The sequence below is a fragment of the Pseudomonas brassicacearum genome (assembly GCF_003732265.1).
In the GTDB taxonomy this organism is placed as follows: Bacteria; Pseudomonadota; Gammaproteobacteria; order Pseudomonadales; family Pseudomonadaceae; genus Aquipseudomonas; species Aquipseudomonas brassicacearum_D.
The window spans coordinates 966,516-983,670 of record NZ_MOBK01000001.1 but is presented as its reverse complement, the minus strand read 5'-3'; the positions used below and the strand labels follow the sequence as shown (position 1 = coordinate 983,670).

Annotated in this window: 14 protein-coding genes; 9 read left to right on the top strand and 5 right to left on the bottom strand. The window is 59.6% G+C overall.

Features of this window, described 5'->3' with window-relative positions:
• Positions 1-143 precede the first annotated feature (143 nt).
• A complete protein-coding gene (locus tag BK660_RS04665) occupies positions 144-1,673 on the top strand; it encodes a DHA2 family efflux MFS transporter permease subunit (RefSeq protein ID WP_123432283.1) in 1,530 nt (509 codons plus the stop codon).
• 127 nt (positions 1,674-1,800) lie between these two features.
• Here the strand turns inward: BK660_RS04665 and lpxH are convergent, their stop codons facing one another.
• Together lpxH and BK660_RS04655 are read right to left on the bottom strand one after the other, a co-directional pair.
• Positions 1,801-2,553 (bottom strand): UDP-2,3-diacylglucosamine diphosphatase, encoded by a 753-nt coding sequence (gene lpxH, locus BK660_RS04660; protein ID WP_123432282.1) that lies wholly within the window; start codon positions 2,551-2,553, stop codon positions 1,801-1,803.
• Positions 2,550-3,053, bottom strand: a complete 504-nt coding sequence (locus BK660_RS04655; RefSeq protein ID WP_123432281.1) for a peptidylprolyl isomerase — start codon at positions 3,051-3,053, stop codon at positions 2,550-2,552. Before BK660_RS04655 ends, lpxH begins: the two co-directional genes overlap by 4 nt.
• Positions 3,054-3,302: 249 nt before the next feature.
• Here BK660_RS04655 and BK660_RS04650 point away from each other — a divergent pair, with 249 nt between their 5' ends.
• The gene (locus tag BK660_RS04650; protein WP_123432280.1) at positions 3,303-5,003 is read left to right on the top strand and encodes a glutamine--tRNA ligase/YqeY domain fusion protein; all 1,701 of its coding nucleotides are present in this window, start codon (positions 3,303-3,305) and stop codon (positions 5,001-5,003) included.
• A gap of 18 nt (positions 5,004-5,021) precedes the next feature.
• Positions 5,022-6,404 (top strand): cysteine--tRNA ligase, encoded by a 1,383-nt coding sequence (gene cysS, locus BK660_RS04645; protein WP_123432279.1) that lies wholly within the window; start codon positions 5,022-5,024, stop codon positions 6,402-6,404.
• 217 nt (positions 6,405-6,621) lie between these two features.
• On the opposite strand, the gene BK660_RS04640 is transcribed toward cysS, so the two are convergent.
• On the bottom strand, positions 6,622-8,472 hold the full coding sequence (locus BK660_RS04640; RefSeq protein ID WP_123432278.1) for a sigma-54-dependent Fis family transcriptional regulator: 1,851 nt from the start codon (positions 8,470-8,472) through the stop codon (positions 6,622-6,624).
• A 428-nt stretch (positions 8,473-8,900) separates the two neighbouring features.
• Between BK660_RS04640 and BK660_RS04635 the strand changes: the two genes are divergently transcribed.
• Genes BK660_RS04635 through BK660_RS04610 form a run of 6 tightly spaced genes read left to right on the top strand, consistent with a single transcriptional unit; the run spans position 8,901 to position 14,836 of the window.
• Positions 8,901-9,995, top strand: coding sequence for an ABC transporter ATP-binding protein (locus BK660_RS04635; protein WP_027925087.1), 1,095 nt, complete (start codon positions 8,901-8,903; stop codon positions 9,993-9,995).
• Entirely contained in the window at positions 9,995-11,092 is a 1,098-nt protein-coding gene (locus BK660_RS04630; RefSeq protein WP_123432277.1) for an ABC transporter ATP-binding protein, read from the top strand. Before BK660_RS04635 ends, BK660_RS04630 begins: the two co-directional genes overlap by 1 nt.
• Positions 11,089-11,955: a carbohydrate ABC transporter permease gene (locus BK660_RS04625; RefSeq protein ID WP_123432276.1), complete on the top strand. Its 867-nt coding sequence runs from the start codon at positions 11,089-11,091 to the stop codon at positions 11,953-11,955. The genes BK660_RS04630 and BK660_RS04625 overlap by 4 nt, the downstream gene beginning before the upstream one ends.
• A gap of 7 nt (positions 11,956-11,962) precedes the next feature.
• Positions 11,963-12,763 carry a carbohydrate ABC transporter permease gene (locus tag BK660_RS04620; RefSeq protein WP_123432275.1) on the top strand — a complete coding sequence of 267 codons (801 nt, stop codon included), beginning with the start codon at positions 11,963-11,965 and terminating at the stop codon, positions 12,761-12,763.
• A gap of 10 nt (positions 12,764-12,773) precedes the next feature.
• Positions 12,774-13,046 carry a DUF2160 domain-containing protein gene (locus tag BK660_RS04615; protein WP_027925091.1) on the top strand — a complete coding sequence of 91 codons (273 nt, stop codon included), beginning with the start codon at positions 12,774-12,776 and terminating at the stop codon, positions 13,044-13,046.
• 47 nt (positions 13,047-13,093) lie between these two features.
• Positions 13,094-14,836 carry an ABC transporter substrate-binding protein gene (locus tag BK660_RS04610; protein WP_123432274.1) on the top strand — a complete coding sequence of 581 codons (1,743 nt, stop codon included), beginning with the start codon at positions 13,094-13,096 and terminating at the stop codon, positions 14,834-14,836.
• A gap of 185 nt (positions 14,837-15,021) precedes the next feature.
• On the opposite strand, the gene BK660_RS04605 is transcribed toward BK660_RS04610, so the two are convergent.
• Positions 15,022-16,443, bottom strand: a complete 1,422-nt coding sequence (locus BK660_RS04605; RefSeq protein ID WP_123432273.1) for a heavy metal sensor histidine kinase — start codon at positions 16,441-16,443, stop codon at positions 15,022-15,024.
• Complete coding sequence (locus BK660_RS04600; RefSeq protein ID WP_123432545.1) at positions 16,440-17,114, bottom strand: heavy metal response regulator transcription factor; 675 nt, start codon at positions 17,112-17,114, stop codon at positions 16,440-16,442. Before BK660_RS04600 ends, BK660_RS04605 begins: the two co-directional genes overlap by 4 nt.
• Positions 17,115-17,155: the final 41 nt, after the last annotated feature.

Sequence of the window (17,155 nt, the reverse complement as noted above, 5' to 3'; positions counted from 1 at the left end):
CAGTCCCATCTTCCAGGGCCGCTTCGCGACCCAACGGGGTGATGCGGCATTCCGACAAGCCCCCTCGCCACAAAAGCTCGCTCCCACACGGTCAGCCGCGTCTGTAACAGGCGCGGCGCCAATCAGGTTTCAAAGGATTCGCGATGAGCAATAACGCCTCTTTCACGCCGCCCAGCCTGTTGCTCAGCACCATCGGCCTGTCGCTGGCGACTTTCATGCAAGTGCTCGACACCACCATCGCCAACGTGGCGCTGCCGACCATTTCCGGCAATCTGGGCGTGAGTTCGGAGCAGGGCACGTGGGTGATTACTTCCTTTGCCGTGAGCAACGCGATTGCGCTGCCGCTGACCGGTTGGCTCAGCCGCCGCTTCGGTGAAGTGAAGCTGTTTCTCTGGGCCACGGTGCTGTTTGTGCTGGCCTCGTTTCTCTGCGGCATCTCGACCTCGATGCCGGAACTGATCGGTTTTCGGGTGCTGCAAGGCCTGGTGGCCGGTCCGTTGTACCCGATGACCCAGACGCTGCTGATCGCGGTCTATCCCCCCGCGAGGCGCGGCATGGCCCTGGCGTTGCTGGCGATGGTCACGGTGGTGGCGCCGATTGCCGGGCCGATCCTCGGCGGATGGATTACCGACAGCTATAGCTGGCCGTGGATTTTCTTCATCAACGTGCCGATCGGCGTCTTCGCGGTGATGGTAGTGCGCCAGCAACTCAAGGCGCGCCCGGTGGAAACCAGCCGCCAACCGATGGATTACGTAGGGTTGATCACGTTGATCATCGGCGTCGGTGCGTTGCAGATTATCCTCGACAAGGGCAATGACCTGGACTGGTTCGAGTCGAGTTTCATCCTGATTGGCGCGGCCACTTCCGTGATAGCGCTGGCAGTGTTCATCATCTGGGAAATGACCGATCAGCACCCGGTGGTGAACCTGCGGCTGTTCGCCTACCGCAACTTCCGCATCGGCACGCTCGTGCTGGTGTTGGGTTACGCCGGGTTCTTCGGCATCAACCTGATCCTGCCGCAATGGCTGCAAACCCAGATGGGCTACACCGCGACCTGGGCGGGGTTGGCTGTGGCGCCGATCGGAATTCTGCCGGTGCTGATGTCGCCGTTTGTCGGCAAATACGCGCACAAGTTTGACCTGCGATTGCTGGCGGGCTTGGCGTTCCTGGCCATTGGCCTGAGCTGCTTCATGCGCGCCGGGTTCAACAATGAAGTGGACTTCCAGCACATCGCCCTGGTGCAACTGTTCATGGGCATTGGCGTGGCACTGTTCTTCATGCCGACCCTGAGCATCTTGATGTCGGACCTGCCACCTAGCCAGATCGCCGACGGTGCTGGCCTGGCGACGTTCCTGCGCACGTTGGGCGGCAGTTTTGCGGCGTCGCTGACCACCTGGATCTGGATTCGCCGGGCGGATCAGCATCATGCGTATTTGAGCGAAAGCATCACCACGTTCGACCCGGCCACCCGTGATGCCTTGAACACCTTGGGCGGGGCAGGGAACCCGGCCTACGCGCAGCTGGATCATGTGCTGACGAGTCAGGCGTACATGCTCTCCACCGTGGATTACTTCACGTTGCTGGGCTGGGGGTTCATGGGGTTGATATTGATTGTTTGGCTGGCAAAACCGCCGTTTGCAGCGAAAGCGGGGCCGGCTGCCTCCGGTCACTAAACTAAACGCAATCCCCTTGTAGGAGTGAGCCTGCTCGCGATAGCGGTGGATCAGTCAATAAAGATGTTGAATGTGAATCCGCTATCGCGAGCAGGCTCACTCCTACAAGGGGATTTGTGTTTGGCAGTCAGTGGGCGGGAGCGGCCAGCTGCGGTGGCGGGGTGAAGTCGAACGGCGCCAGCGCAAACCCTTGCTCATCCACCTGCAACGCCCAGCCCTGGCGGTCCCAATCCCCCAGCACAATGCGCTTGGCCGCTTGCTCGCCCAGCTGCAACTTGTGGATGGCCGGGCGATGGGTATGGCCGTGGATCAAGGTTTTCACGCCGTACTCCTGCATGATCTGCGGAATTTCCTCCGCCGTGACATCCACAATGTCATTGGCCTTCATCCGCGTTTGCGCACGGCTTTCACTGCGCAGCTTGCGCGCCAGCTTATGCCGGGTGCGCAGCGGCAAGTGCCGCAGGATGAACAGGCTGATCGGGTTGCGCAGGTAGCGACGCAGCTTCATATAGGCTTCGTCGCGGGTGCAGAGGCTGTCGCCGTGCATCAATAGCACTGGCTCGCCATAAAACTGCACGACACTCGGGTCCTTCAACAACGTGCAGCCGGCCTGTTTACAAAAGGCCTGGCCGAGCATGAAGTCGCGATTGCCGTGCATCAGAAAAATGGCCGTGCCGCTGTCGCTCAATTCGCGCAGGGCCTGGCAGATGGAACGCTGAAAGGGCGTCATGGCGTCGTCGCCAATCCACGCTTCGAAAAAGTCGCCCAGAATGTACAACGCACTCGCCGAGCGGGCGCGTCCGGCGAGCAAATCCAGAAACGCCCGGGTGATGTCCGGGCGCTCCTCTTCCAGATGCAAGTCTGAAATCAGCAGTATCACTCAATGATCTCGGCTTTCTCGATGATCACGTCGTCTGCTGGTACGTCCTGGTGGCCGGACTTCATGGTGGTGGAAACACCTTTGATCTTGTCGACCACTTCTTCGCCTGCAACGACTTTGGCGAATACGGCGTAGCCCCAGCCCTGAGCGGTCTTGGCGCTGTGGTTCAGGAAGCTGTTGTCAGCCACGTTGATGAAGAACTGGGCGGAAGCCGAATGCGGCTCCATGGTGCGGGCCATGGCAACGCTGTACTTCACGTTCGGCAGGCCGTTGTCGGCTTCGTTCTGGATGCTTGGGCGCTTGTCTTTCTTTTCTTTCATGCCTGGCTCGAAACCGCCGCCCTGGATCATGAAGTTACCGATGACACGGTGGAAAACGGTGTTTTCATAGTGACCGGCTTTAACGTACTCGATGAAGTTGGCCACGGTGATCGGGGCTTTTTCAGCGTTCAGTTCCAGGACGATGTCGCCATGGTTGGTGGTCAGTTTGACTTGGGTCATGATCGGTACTCTTTCTAAGAATTCGTGGGTTTCGGGGCATTACAGCCCCCAACCGGTCTGGCCAGTAACAGCCAAGGTGCGCAGTTTAGCGTGCCGGGCGCGAATTTCGAGGTTGTTTTTCATTGATAGCCGATTAAATGCGACCGTTTGCAGGCGCGCTCTGTCAGGTGCTTGACAGCATCGGCTATGATAGCGGCTTTGTTTTACCTGGCCTTCTTCCGGCCGCGCACTTGTACGTTCAAGGATCCTATGAGCAAGCCCACTGTCGACCCTACCTCGAATGCCAAGACCGGCCCTGCCGTGCCGGTCAATTTCCTGCGCCCGATCATCCAGGCGGACCTGGACTCGGGTAAGCACACGCAGATCGTCACCCGTTTCCCGCCAGAGCCCAACGGCTACCTGCACATCGGTCACGCCAAGTCCATTTGCGTGAACTTCGGCCTGGCCCAGGAATTCGGCGGCGTCACCCACCTGCGTTTCGACGACACCAACCCGGCCAAGGAAGACCAGGAATACATCGACGCGATCGAAAGCGACATCAAATGGCTGGGCTTTGAATGGTCCGGCGAAGTGCGCTACGCCTCGCAGTATTTCGACCAGTTGCACGACTGGGCCGTTGAACTGATCAAGGCCGGCAAGGCCTACGTCGACGACCTGAGCCCGGAACAGGCCAAGGAATACCGTGGCACCCTGACCGAGCCGGGCAAGAACAGCCCGTTCCGTGATCGCTCCGTGGAAGAAAACCTCGACTGGTTCGCCCGCATGAAGGCCGGCGAATTCCAGGACGGCGCACGTGTGCTGCGGGCCAAGATCGACATGGCTTCGCCGAACATGAACCTGCGCGACCCGATCATGTACCGCATCCGTCATGCGCATCACCACCAGACCGGTGACAAGTGGTGCATCTACCCGAACTACGACTTCACCCACGGTCAGTCGGACGCCATCGAAGGCATCACCCACTCGATCTGCACCCTGGAATTCGAAAGCCATCGTCCGCTGTACGACTGGTTCCTGGATGCGCTGCCGGTGCCGGCGCACCCGCGTCAGTACGAATTCAGCCGCCTGAACCTGAACTACACGATCACCAGCAAGCGCAAGCTCAAGCAACTGGTCGATGAAAAGCACGTGTTCGGCTGGGACGATCCGCGCATGTCCACGCTGTCGGGTTTCCGCCGCCGTGGCTACACGCCTGCGTCGATCCGCAATTTCTGCGACATGGTCGGCACCAACCGTTCTGACGGCGTCGTCGATTTCGGCATGCTCGAATTCAGCATCCGTCAGGATCTGGACCAGAACGCTCCGCGCGCCATGTGCGTGCTGCGTCCGTTGAAGGTGGTGATCACCAACTACCCGCAAGACCAGGTCGAGAACCTCGAACTGCCGCGTCATCCGCAGAAAGAAGAACTGGGCGTGCGCACGCTGCCGTTTGCCCGTGAAATCTACATCGACCACGATGACTTCATGGAAGAGCCGCCAAAAGGCTACAAACGCCTGGAACCCAACGGCGAAGTGCGTCTGCGCGGCAGCTACGTGATCCGTGCCGACGAAGCGATCAAGGACGCCGATGGCAACATCGTCGAACTGCGTTGCTCGTACGACCCGGAAACCCTGGGCAAGAACCCTGAAGGCCGCAAGGTCAAAGGCGTGGTGCACTGGGTGCCGGCCGCTGCCAGCGTCGAGTGCGAAGTGCGTCTGTACGATCGCCTGTTCCGTTCGGCCAACCCTGAGAAGGCCGAAGACAGCGCCAGTTTCCTGGACAACATCAACCCTGAATCACTGCAGGTACTCACCGGTTGTCGTGCCGAGCCTTCGCTTGGCAATGCACAGCCGGAAGACCGTTTCCAGTTCGAGCGCGAAGGTTACTTCGTCGCGGATATCAAGGACTCGAAACCAGGTCATCCGGTGTTCAACCGTACCGTGACCCTGCGTGATTCGTGGGGCCAGTGATTCAAGGAAACCACTAAAGTGCTATCGATCTACAACACGCTCACCAAGAGCAAAGAAGTGTTCAAGCCGCTGGATGGCAACAATGTGCGCATGTACGTCTGCGGGATGACCGTGTACGACTACTGCCACATTGGCCACGGCCGCAGCATGGTCGCGTTCGACCTGGTGACCCGCTGGTTGCGCTTCAGCGGTTACAACCTGACCTATGTGCGCAACATCACCGACATTGAAGACAAGATCATCAATCGTGCGCGCGAGAACGGCGAGCCGTACGACGCGCTGACCGAGCGCATGATCGCTGCGATGCACGAGGACGAGGCGCGCCTCAACATCCTCAAGCCGGACATGGAACCACGGGCCACCGATCACATTCCGGGCATGCTGAGCATGATCCAGACCCTGATTGACAAGGGTTACGCCTACGCACCGGGCAATGGCGACGTGTACTACCGCGTCGCCAAGTTCATGGGCTACGGCAAGCTGTCGCGCAAGAAGATCGAAGACCTGCGCATTGGCGCACGGATCGAAGTCGACGAGTCCAAACAGGACCCGCTGGACTTCGTGTTGTGGAAAGGCGCCAAGCCGGGCGAGCCGAGCTGGCCTTCGCCGTGGGGCGACGGTCGTCCGGGCTGGCACATCGAGTGCTCGGTGATGTCGACCTGCTGCCTGGGCGAGACCTTCGACATTCATGGTGGCGGCAGCGACCTCGAATTCCCGCACCATGAAAACGAAATCGCCCAAAGCGAAGCGGCGACCGGCAAGACCTACGCCAACGCGTGGATGCATTGCGGCATGATTCGCATCAATGGCGAGAAGATGTCCAAGTCCTTGAACAACTTCTTCACCATTCGCGACGTGCTGGAAAAGTACCACCCGGAAGTCGTGCGTTACCTGCTGGTGTCGAGCCACTACCGCAGCGCGATCAACTACTCGGAAGACAACCTCAAGGACGCCAAAGGCGCCCTCGAGCGTTTCTACCACGCGTTGAAAGGCCTGCCGAACGTGGCGCCGGCCGGCGGCAAAGCCTTTGTCGAGCGTTTCACCCAGGTGATGAACGACGACTTCGGCACGCCGGAAGCCTGCGCGGTGCTGTTCGAGATGGTGCGTGAGATCAACCGTCTGCGCGAGAGCGATCTCAATGCGGCGGCGGGTCTGGCGGCGCGCCTGAAGGAACTGGCGAGCGTGCTGGGCGTGTTGCAGCTTGAGGCCGATGACTTCTTGCAGGCTGGCGCCGAAGGGCGTGTAGATGCAGCTGAGGTTGATGCGCTGATCGCTGCGCGTCTGGCGGCGCGTGCCGGTAAAGACTGGGCCGAATCCGACCGCATCCGCGACCAGCTCACCGCCATGGGCGTGGTGCTGGAAGACGGCAAGGGCGGCACGACCTGGCGTTTGGCTGACTGATTGCCTTGATCGCTACAAAACAAAACCCGCCTTGTGCGGGTTTTTGTTTATGTGCAGGGTTTCAGGTTTGCGGTAATAGGGCTGACGCCTTCGCGAGCAAGCCCGCTCCCACATTGGATGTGTGGTGTACATAGAACTCAACTCACCGCCGACCAAATGTGGGAGCGGGCTTGCTCGCGAAGGTCTCAAGTCAACCACAGCCAGTACGGCTTAATTGTCATTCCGACTGGCGCAATCGCTTATAGAGGGTATTACGGCTAACCCCCAACCTCCGGGCCAAGTGCGAGATGTTCCCCCCAGCCGCCCGCAACTGCCGATTCAAATCCTCGACATCATTCAAATCCACCGCCAGTACCTCAGGCGAATCCACCGGCTCCATCTCCAGATCGACAAAAAAATCATCCGGCAAATGCTCCGGCCGCACCGGCTGCTCCTCGGCCATGGCCAGCGCCACCTGCATCACGCTGCTGACCTGACGCAAATTCCCCGGCCACGGATGACGGCCGAACAGCTCCAGCACCTCGCGGCTCAACCCGGCCCACTGCGATGGCTCGCGGTGCTGCTCCCACAAACGTTTGAACAAGGCCTGCTTGTCGCTGCGTTCCCGTAGCGGCGGCAATTCCAGGGTCAAGCCGCCGATCCGGTAATACAGGTCTTCACGAAACCGCCCCAGTTGCACTTGCTCACGCAACGCACGGTTGGTCGCCGAAATGATCCGGATATCGACCGGGAACAGCTCGCTGCTGCCCACTGGTTGCACGCAACGTTCCTGCAAAACCCTCAACAACCGGGCCTGGGTCGGCAATGGCATGTCGCCGATTTCATCGAGGAACAGGGTGCCTTTGTCGGCCTTGCGGATCAGCCCGATGCTGCCTTTCTGATTGGCGCCGGTGAACGCACCTTTCTCATAGCCAAACAGTTCGGATTCCACCAGTTCGGCGGGGATCGCTGCACAGTTGACGGCAATGAACGGTTGTTTGCTGCGGGAACTGGCCTGGTGCAGGGCTTTGACGAACACTTCCTTGCCGACCCCTGTTTCGCCGTGGATTAGCAGCGGGATGTCCTTCTCCAGCAGGCGTTCAGCCTGACGCACGGCTTTTTCCACGCGGCTGTCGCCGAAGTGCAGGGTGTTGAGGCTGATCGTTTCGGGTGCCGCCACGACCACCGGTTCGGCGCTCTTGGGTTCAGAAAACAGTCTCGCTTGAATCGGCACCTGTTTCGGCCGCCGCAGCAGGCATTGAAAGCGGTTGCGCCCCGAGGCTTGCAGAGCAAACGGCAGGCCGTCGGGCTGATTCAGCAATTCCAGCAGCGAGACCTTGAACAGGCTCTCGACGCTGACCCGCGACAGGCTGATGCCCAGCAGATTGTCGGCCCGGCGGTTGGCGGACAGCACCTGGCCGGTCTCATCGAAGATCAACAACCCCGCCCATTGGCTGTCCAGGTTGTTCAACCCGGTGTTGAACGTCAGTTGAAAATGCTGGCCATGGAACAGGTTGAGAATCAGCCGGTTTTCCACGGTCTGGCTCATCATCTTGACCATGCCGAGGGTGTGGGACGGCGGCAGGTAGCTGTCGCTGGACACGTCCAGCACCGCGATCACCTTGCGCTCGGCATCAAAAATCGGTGCGGCGGAACCGGTCATGAAGCGGTTGGCTTTCAGAAAGTGTTCATCGTGTTCGATGTGCACGGCCTGCTCGCAGGCGAGGGCGGTGCCGATGGCGTTGGTGCCGCTGCAACGCTCCATCCAGCTGGCACCGGCGCTGAAACCACGGGTCAGGCTCGGCTCGATAAAGCGCTGGGTGCCCCACGACGTCAGGACCTGTCCTTGATTGTCGGCGAGCATGATCAGGCAGTTGGAGTTGCTCAGGATGTTTTCGTAATACGGCAGGACTTCCTGATGCGTGGTCTGCACCAGGGAATGCTGGCTCTCCAGCAATTGGGCGATGCCTTCGGCCGGCAGTTGATCGAACGCTGGCGCGCTCTGATGATCGAGGCCGAAGGCGCGACAACGTTTCCAGGAGTCCTGAATGACGGCATCGTGGGAGAGCGGCGAGGCGGGTGCGGCCATGGCAGTCGATCTCTGAGCATTATTATTTTTGTTGTAAGTAACGCGATTCATGTAGCAGCTGCCGAAGGCTGCGTCCGGCGACGCAGTCGTCGTAAACCTGAAAACGTGGTCATCCTGATACACCGCACCGCCCGATTTTACGACGGCTTCGCCGCCGGACGCAGCCTTCGGCAGCTGCTACACAGGGCGTGTGTATTTCGGAATTCCTCGCAGTAAAACGGTGTGTAGAGTGTTGTTCACTATTGTTCATTGTCAACCAGCGGATTGTTCAGTTGTTCAGCCTCAGTTGTTCATTTCTGTTCAGCAACGAAAGTGCTCACGCCCTTCATCGAAGGATTTTCAAACCAGATCAACACCTTGCAATTTCTGGCACGAAACTCGCTCTGTAGCTCCGGTCGCTTGACTCCAAATAATAAAAAGGCCGAGCCATGTCATTAACCCTGGAGCACGTCAGCCGCACCGTCGAGGGCCAGACCTGGATCGACGATGCCTGCCTGAGTTTTGAACCCGGTTCCTTCAACGTTTTGCTCGGGCGCACGCTGTCCGGCAAAACCAGTCTGATGCGCCTGATGGCCGGGCTGGACAAGCCCGACAGCGGCCGCATCCTCATGAACGGCGTCGACGTCACCCAGCGCCCGGTGCGCCTGCGCAACGTGTCGATGGTCTATCAGCAGTTCATCAATTACCCGACCATGACCGTCTTCGAGAACATTGCCTCGCCGTTGCGCCAGGGCGGTGTGTCCAACGAGCTGATCCAGAGCAAAGTGCTGGAAACCGCGAAGATGCTGCGCATCGAGAAATTCCTCCAGCGCCATCCCCTCGAACTCTCCGGCGGTCAGCAACAGCGCACGGCCATGGCCCGCGCACTGGTCAAGGACGCCGAGCTGATCCTGTTCGACGAACCACTGGTCAACCTCGATTACAAGCTGCGCGAAGAGCTGCGCCAGGAAATGCGCGAGCTGTTCAAGGCTCGCCATACCATCGCCATCTACGCCACCACCGAACCCAACGAAGCCCTGGCACTGGGCGGCACCACCACCATTCTTCATGAAGGTCGGGTGATCCAGAGCGGCAAGTCGTCCGAGGTCTATCACCAGCCGCAAAGCGTGCTCGCGGCAGAGCTGTTCTCCGAGCCGCCGATCAACCTGATGCCGGGGCGCATTGCCGGCAACGAAGTCAGCTTCGCCAACTTCGTGCACTTCCCGTTGAACGTGGATCTGCGGCCGGTGGGCGAGGGCGAATTCCGCTTTGGCGTACGGCCCAGCCACATCTCGCTGGTGCCGAGCAATGACGATGACCTGGAACTGGCCGTGACGGTCGAAGTCGCCGAGATCAGCGGTTCGGAAACCTTCCTGCACGTGCGCAACGAGCATTTCCTGCTGGTGTTGCACCTGCCGGGCGTTCACGAATACGACGTCGACGCGCCGATCCGCATCTATATCCCGACCCATAAACTGTTTGTGTTCGATGCGCAGGGACGACTGGTCCAGGCGCCCGGTCGCCGTATCGCGAGGGTTGCCTGATGGCCGAAATCCGTTTGCAGAACCTCGCCCACAGCTACACCAAAACCCCGGCCGGCCCCGAGGATTACGCTATCCGCGAGATGGACCATATCTGGGAGCAGGGCGGCGCCTATGCGTTGCTCGGGCCTTCGGGGTGCGGCAAGTCGACCTTGCTCAACATCATTTCCGGATTGCTCAGCCCCTCGCAGGGGCACGTGTTGTTCGACGGCAAAGCGGTCAACGACCTGACGCCGGAGAAGCGCAACATCGCTCAGGTTTTTCAGTTCCCGGTGGTCTACGACACCATGACCGTCTTCGATAACCTGGCGTTTCCGCTGCGCAATCAGGGCATGGCCGAGGCGAAAATTCACACCAAGGTGCAGGAAATCGCCGAGGTCTTGGACCTGCAGGCGCTGCTGAGCAAAAAGGCCAGCAACCTCACCGCCGACGAAAAGCAGAAAGTCTCCATGGGCCGCGGGCTGGTGCGCGATGACGTCTCGGCGATCCTGTTCGACGAACCGCTGACCGTGATCGATCCGCACCTGAAGTGGAAGCTGCGGCGCAAGCTCAAGCAGATCCACGAGCAGTTCAACATCACCATGGTCTACGTCACCCACGATCAACTGGAAGCCTCGACCTTCGCTGACAAGATCGCGGTGATGTACGGCGGGCAGATCGTGCAATTCGGCACACCGCGAGAATTGTTCGAACGGCCGAGCCACACCTTTGTCGGCTATTTCATCGGCAGTCCGGGGATGAACCTGATCGAGGTCACGCCGCAACCGGGAGGCGTGGGGTTCGCCTCGACGCACTTGCCGTTGTCCGAAGCGCAGCAACAGCGCATCGCCGAGTCCGAGTGGAAAACCCTGAAAGTCGGTATCCGCCCGGAGTTCGTCCACGTGTGGGAAGAACCCTTTGATGATGCGATGAAGGCACAGGTCGTACACATCGAAGACCTCGGGACCTACAAGATCCTGACCCTGAACCTCGACGGCGCGCCGTTGAAAGTGCGCCTGGCCGAAGACAAACCGGTGCCTGAAGGCACGGCGTACATCAGTTTTCCGGCGCAGTGGTTGATGGTCTATGCCGATGAATACTTGCTGGAGACGCAGCCATGAACAAGGTGCAAAACAACAAGGCCTGGTGGCTGGTGTTGCCGGTGTTCCTGCTGGTGGCCTTCAGTGCGGTGATCCCGATGATGACGGTGGTCAACTATTCGGTGCAGGACATCTTCGACCAGTCCAGCCGCTACTTCGTCGGCGCCGACTGGTACAAGCAAGTATTGCTCGATCCGCGCCTGCATGACTCGCTGCTGCGGCAGTTCATCTACTCCGCTTGCGTGCTGATCATCGAAATCCCGCTGGGCATCGCCATCGCCCTGACCATGCCGACCAAGGGGCGCTGGTCGTCGCTGGTGCTGATCATCCTGGCCATTCCGCTGCTGATTCCATGGAACGTGGTCGGCACCATCTGGCAGATCTTCGGCCGCGCCGACATCGGTTTGCTGGGTTCGAGCCTGAATGCCATGGGCATCAACTATAACTATGCATCGAACACCATGGACGCCTGGGTCACGGTGCTGGTGATGGACGTGTGGCACTGGACGTCGCTGGTGGCGCTGCTGTGTTTCTCAGGGCTGCGGGCGATTCCGGACGTGTATTACCAGGCGGCGCGGATTGATCGCGCCTCGGCGTGGGCGGTGTTCCGGCACATCCAGTTGCCCAAGCTGAAAAGCGTGCTGTTGATCGCGGTGATGCTGCGCTTCATGGACAGTTTCATGATCTACACCGAGCCGTTCGTGCTGACCGGTGGCGGCCCGGGGAATGCCACGACGTTCCTCAGTCAGACGTTGACCCAGATGGCCGTAGGGCAATTCGACCTGGGACCGGCAGCGGCGTTTTCGCTGGTGTACTTCCTGATCATCCTGTTGGTGTCCTGGCTGTTCTACACCGCCATGACTCACTCTGACGCCAACCGCTGAGGCTGCCATGAGTAAAAGAAAGCTCATTCCGTTGCTGATCTACATCCTGTTCCTGCTGGTACCGATCTACTGGCTGCTGAACATGTCGTTCAAGAGCAACACCGAAATCCTCGGTGGCCTGACGCTGTTTCCTTCGGACTTCACCTTGCATAACTACAAGGTGATCTTCACCGATCCGAGCTGGTACACCGGTTACCTCAACTCGCTGTATTACGTGAGCCTGAACACGGTGATCTCCCTGAGCGTGGCGCTGCCGGCGGCGTATGCCTTCTCGCGCTATCGCTTCCTCGGTGACAAGCACTTGTTCTTCTGGTTGCTGACCAACCGCATGGCACCACCGGCGGTGTTCCTGCTGCCGTTCTTCCAGCTGTATTCCTCGATCGGCCTGTTCGACACCCATATCGCCGTGGCATTGGCTCATTGCCTGTTTAACGTGCCATTGGCGGTGTGGATTCTTGAGGGCTTCATGTCCGGTGTGCCCAAGGAAATCGACGAAACCGCCTATATCGACGGCTACAGTTTTCCCAAGTTCTTCGTGAAGATTTTCGTCCCTCTGATCGGTTCCGGGATCGGCGTCACGGCGTTTTTCTGCTTCATGTTTTCCTGGGTCGAATTGCTCCTGGCGCGCACGCTGACGTCGGTCAACGCCAAGCCGATTGCGGCGGTGATGACGCGCACGGTGTCGGCGTCCGGTATCGATTGGGGCGTGCTGGCGGCGGCGGGGGTGTTGACCATCCTGCCGGGCATGCTGGTGATCTGGTTTGTTCGCAACCATGTGGCCAAGGGCTTCGCCCTCGGCCGGGTATGAGGAGCTGATGATGGAATGGATGAGTTGGACGGTCCCCACCGCGGCGTTCTTCATTGTCATTGGCCTGATTCTGGTGGGCATGACGACCTGGGAATTGCGTTCGCCGAGCATTCTTCGGCGGGGTTTGTTGCCGATTGCCACCACCCGTGGCGATCGGCTGTTTATCGGTCTTCTCGGCAGCGCCTACCTGCATTTGCTGGTAATTGGCGTCACCGACTGGAGCATCTGGGTAGCGTCCGCGTTGTCCCTGGTGTGGCTGTTGGCTGTGATGCGTTGGGGCTAGTCGAATCGCTCGGCAATGTTGCTCCGAAAATCAAACAGGAGGTCTCTATGTTCGACAAAAACAATAAGCTGCGACATAGCATTTCATTGGCAGCCATGCTGGCACTCAGTGGGTTGAGCGCTGCGGCCTGGGCCGACGCCTATGAAGACGCTGCGAAGAAATGGATTGGCGCCGAGTTCAAACCGTCCACCCTGACGGCCGACCAGCAGCTCGCGGAATTGAAGTGGTTCATCAAGGCGGCCGAGCCGTTTCGCGGGATGGACATCAAAGTCGTCTCCGAAACCCTGACCACCCACGAATACGAGTCCAAGGTGCTGGCCAAGGCCTTTACCGAGATCACCGGGATCAAGGTGACCCACGACCTGCTGCAAGAAGGCGACGTGGTGGAAAAGCTGCAAACCGTGATGCAATCGGACAAGAGCATCTATGACGGCTGGGTCAACGACTCGGACCTGATCGGTACCCACTTCCGCTACGGCAAGACCGAAGCGATCACCGACCTGATGGCCAATGAAGGCAAAAACTTCACCTCGCCGACCCTGGACCTGAAGGACTTCATTGGTATTTCCTTCACCACCGCGCCGGACGGCAAGCTCTATCAGTTGCCTGACCAGCAGTTTGCCAACCTGTACTGGTTCCGCGCCGACTGGTTTGAGCGTCCGGAGTTGAAAGCCAAGTTCAAGGAAAAGTACGGCTACGAATTGGGCGTGCCGGTGAACTGGTCGGCCTATGAAGACATCGCCAAATTCTTCAGCGAAGACGTCAAGGAAATCGACGGCAAGCGGGTCTACGGGCACATGGACTACGGCAAGAAAGACCCGTCCCTGGGCTGGCGCTTCACCGATGCCTGGTTCTCCATGGCCGGTGGCGGCGACAAAGGCCTGCCGAACGGCTTGCCGGTGGACGAGTGGGGCATTCGCGTCGAGGATTGCCACCCGGTGGGTTCCAGCGTGACCCGCGGCGGCGACACCAACGGCCCGGCGGCGGTCTTTGCCACTACCAAGTACGTCGATTGGCTCAAGGCCTATGCACCACCGGAAGCGGCGGGCATGACCTTCTCCGAGTCGGGGCCGGTACCGTCTCAGGGCAACATTGCACAACAGATCTTCTGGTACACCGCGTTCACCGCGGACATGACCAAACCGGGCCTGCCGGTGGTCAACGCCGATGGCACGCCGAAATGGCGGATGGCGCCATCGCCGCGCGGTCCGTATTGGGAAGAGGGCATGAAGCTGGGGTATCAGGACGTGGGTTCGTGGACGTTCATGAAGTCCACGCCTGAGAAACAGAAGCTGGCGGCGTGGCTGTATGCGCAGTTCGTGACCTCGAAAACCGTGTCGCTGAAGAAAACCATCGTCGGCCTGACGCCGATTCGCGAGTCGGACATCAACTCGCAAGCGATGACCGACCTGGCACCGAAACTCGGTGGTCTGGTCGAGTTCTACCGCAGCCCGGCCCGCGTGCAATGGACCCCGACCGGGACCAACGTGCCGGACTATCCGCGTCTGGCGCAACTGTGGTGGAGCCACATCGCCGAAGCGGCCAGCGGCGAGAAAACTCCGCAAGAGGCTCTGGATGGTCTGGCCAAGGATCAGGACGCGATCATGTCCCGTCTGGAACGTTCGAAAGCGCAAACCACTTGCGCACCGAAAATGAACCCCGAGCGCGATGCGCAATACTGGTTCGATCAGCCGGGTGCACCGAAGCCTAAGTTGGCGAACGAGAAGCCGAAGGGCGAAACCGTGAGCTACAACGAACTGCTGAAGTCGTGGGCGGATGCGCGTAAGTAAGCCTCTGTACTGAGCAAGGCGAACGGCACCGAAAGGTGCCGTTTTTGTTGGTGCCTGATAGTCCGCCATCGCGGGCAAGCCACGCTCCCACAGGTTTCAGGGGTGTTCACACATTCTGTGGACGACGGTGATCACTGTGGGAGCCGGGCTTGCCCGCGATGAGGCCGGCGCCGACAGCGAAAATCTCAAGTCAGATGCCTCAGGGCGCCCCCCTCAATCACAGGAAATCCCAACCGGAACACCGTCACCGCCCCCGGCAGGCTCTTCACCTCGGCCACGCCCTGATGCAGGCTCATGATCGAGCGCACAATCGCCAGTCCCAACCCGGTGCTACCTTGCGAACGCGAGCGACTGCTGTCGACGCGGTAAAAACGATCAAACAGATGCGGCAGGTGCTGCGCCTCGATGCCTGCGCCGGGATTGCTGACCAGTAGTGAGGTCTGTGTCGCGCCTTGCTCGATTAACAGCGTCACGGTTTTCCCGGTCGGACAATGGCGCAACGCGTTGGACAGCAAGTTGGAAATTGCTCGCTGGATCATCAGGCGATCACCCCGCACCGACGCACTGCCCAACACGTTCAACTGAATCTGCTTGTCCTGTGCCGACAGGGAAAACATCTCGGCCACTTTCAGCGCTTCAACCTCCAGCGCAATCGACTCAAAGGGCGCCAGCGCCGACGGATGGCTCACCTGTGCCAGAAACAGCATGTCCGAGACAATTCGCGCCACGCGCTCCAGCTCCTCGGTGCAGGAAACCAGCACGTCCTTGTACTCCTCCACGCTACGTTCGCGCGAAAGTGTCACCTGCGCCTTGCCCATCAAGTTATTGATCGGCGTTCGCAACTCATGGGCCAGATCATCGGAAAATTGCGACAACTGCTGCACCCCCGCATCCAGCCGATGCAGCATGAAGTTGATACCCTGCGCCAGTTCGCTCAACTCCTGCGGCATGTTCACCACCGACAGTCGGTGATCCAGATCCTGCGTCGAAACCATCGCCGCCACTTTGCGAAATTCACGCATCGGCGCCAGGCCCCGTTGCACCGCAGCCCAGGCACTCAGGCCGATGAAGATCAGCAGCAACGGTAAAGCCAGAAGCGTGGAACGCAGATAGGCGCTGAGCAAGGCCTCATCGTGGGCATTGTCCATCGACAGCAATACCGACACGCGGGTGCCATCCTTGAGACCGATCAGCCTCGAGGCGGTGAGAAACTTCGTGCCCTTGGCATCTGTGCAGGAGGAAAACGCCAGTTCATCGCTGACCGCCCGCACCACCTTCAATTCAAGGCGCGGATCGGCCAGGCCGGTACCGGATTTGAGCAGCGGTGTACGCAAGTTGCCACGGTCGTAAATCGTCAGCGTGAGGTTGTCGTGCCCCATGACCTGATCGAGCAGGAAGTGCGGGCTGGTGCTGATTTCGCCTGTGTCGATGTACAGCGACAGGCTGTGTTCGACCTGCTCCATTTTCTTTTCCAGACTGTCTCTGGAAAGCGCATTCAGTTTATGGGTCAAGGCGAAATAGGCGAGGGTCGCCAGAAACACTACGAGCAACGCACCGAGAATACTGACCGTCAGGCCGAGGCGCATAGACAGGCTGGCCGGCTTCATTCTCGCGCTTCCAGCACGTAACCGACACCGCGCAGGGTGTGGATCAACTTGTTGTCGAACGGTTCATCGATCTTCGCCCGCAACCGCCGGATCGATACTTCGACGACGTTGGTGTCGCAGTCGAAATTCATGTCCCACACCAGGGAAATGATCTGCGTGCGGGTCAACACTTCGCCGGACTGGCGCATCAACAGATGCAGCAGGGCGAACTCCTTAGTGGTCAGGTCTATACGCTGCGCGCCACGAAAGGCGCGGTGGCGCCCCGGATCAAGCTCCAGATCGGCGACTTTCAGCACTTGTGGCACCGGGGGAGTCTCGTTTCGGCGCATCAGGCTGCGCACCCGTGCCAGCAATTCCGGAAACTCGAACGGCTTGACCAGATAATCATCGGCGCCCAGGTCCAGACCGCGGATCTTGTCGGCCAGACGCCCGCGCGCGGTGAGCATCATGACCCGCGTGGAGTGGGTGCGCCGCAGGTGTTGCAACACACCCCAGCCGTCCAGTTCCGGCAGGTTGACGTCGAGAATGATCAGGTCATAAACCTGTTGTTGCGCCAGATGCAGACCGTCGGCGCCGGTGGCGGCGTGGTCAACGATATAACCACTTTCCGTCAAACCCTGATGCAAGTATTCGGCAGCTTTAAGCTCGTCCTCGATGACAAGGATTCGCATGATCAATCACCACTTTCATTGAATGAAAATTTAATTAAGGT

Coding starts and splice junctions, on each gene's coding strand:
- BK660_RS04665 (WP_123432283.1), top strand. CDS start 144: ATGAGCAATAACGCCTCTTTCACGCCGCCCAGCCTGTTGCTCAGCACC.
- BK660_RS04655 (WP_123432281.1), bottom strand. CDS start 3,053: ATGACCCAAGTCAAACTGACCACCAACCATGGCGACATCGTCCTGGAA.
- BK660_RS04650 (WP_123432280.1), top strand. CDS start 3,303: ATGAGCAAGCCCACTGTCGACCCTACCTCGAATGCCAAGACCGGCCCT.
- BK660_RS04640 (WP_123432278.1), bottom strand. CDS start 8,472: ATGGCCGCACCCGCCTCGCCGCTCTCCCACGATGCCGTCATTCAGGAC.
- BK660_RS04635 (WP_027925087.1), top strand. CDS start 8,901: ATGTCATTAACCCTGGAGCACGTCAGCCGCACCGTCGAGGGCCAGACC.
- BK660_RS04630 (WP_123432277.1), top strand. CDS start 9,995: ATGGCCGAAATCCGTTTGCAGAACCTCGCCCACAGCTACACCAAAACC.
- BK660_RS04625 (WP_123432276.1), top strand. CDS start 11,089: ATGAACAAGGTGCAAAACAACAAGGCCTGGTGGCTGGTGTTGCCGGTG.
- BK660_RS04620 (WP_123432275.1), top strand. CDS start 11,963: ATGAGTAAAAGAAAGCTCATTCCGTTGCTGATCTACATCCTGTTCCTG.
- BK660_RS04615 (WP_027925091.1), top strand. CDS start 12,774: ATGGAATGGATGAGTTGGACGGTCCCCACCGCGGCGTTCTTCATTGTC.
- BK660_RS04610 (WP_123432274.1), top strand. CDS start 13,094: ATGTTCGACAAAAACAATAAGCTGCGACATAGCATTTCATTGGCAGCC.
- BK660_RS04605 (WP_123432273.1), bottom strand. CDS start 16,443: ATGAAGCCGGCCAGCCTGTCTATGCGCCTCGGCCTGACGGTCAGTATT.
- BK660_RS04600 (WP_123432545.1), bottom strand. CDS start 17,114: ATGCGAATCCTTGTCATCGAGGACGAGCTTAAAGCTGCCGAATACTTG.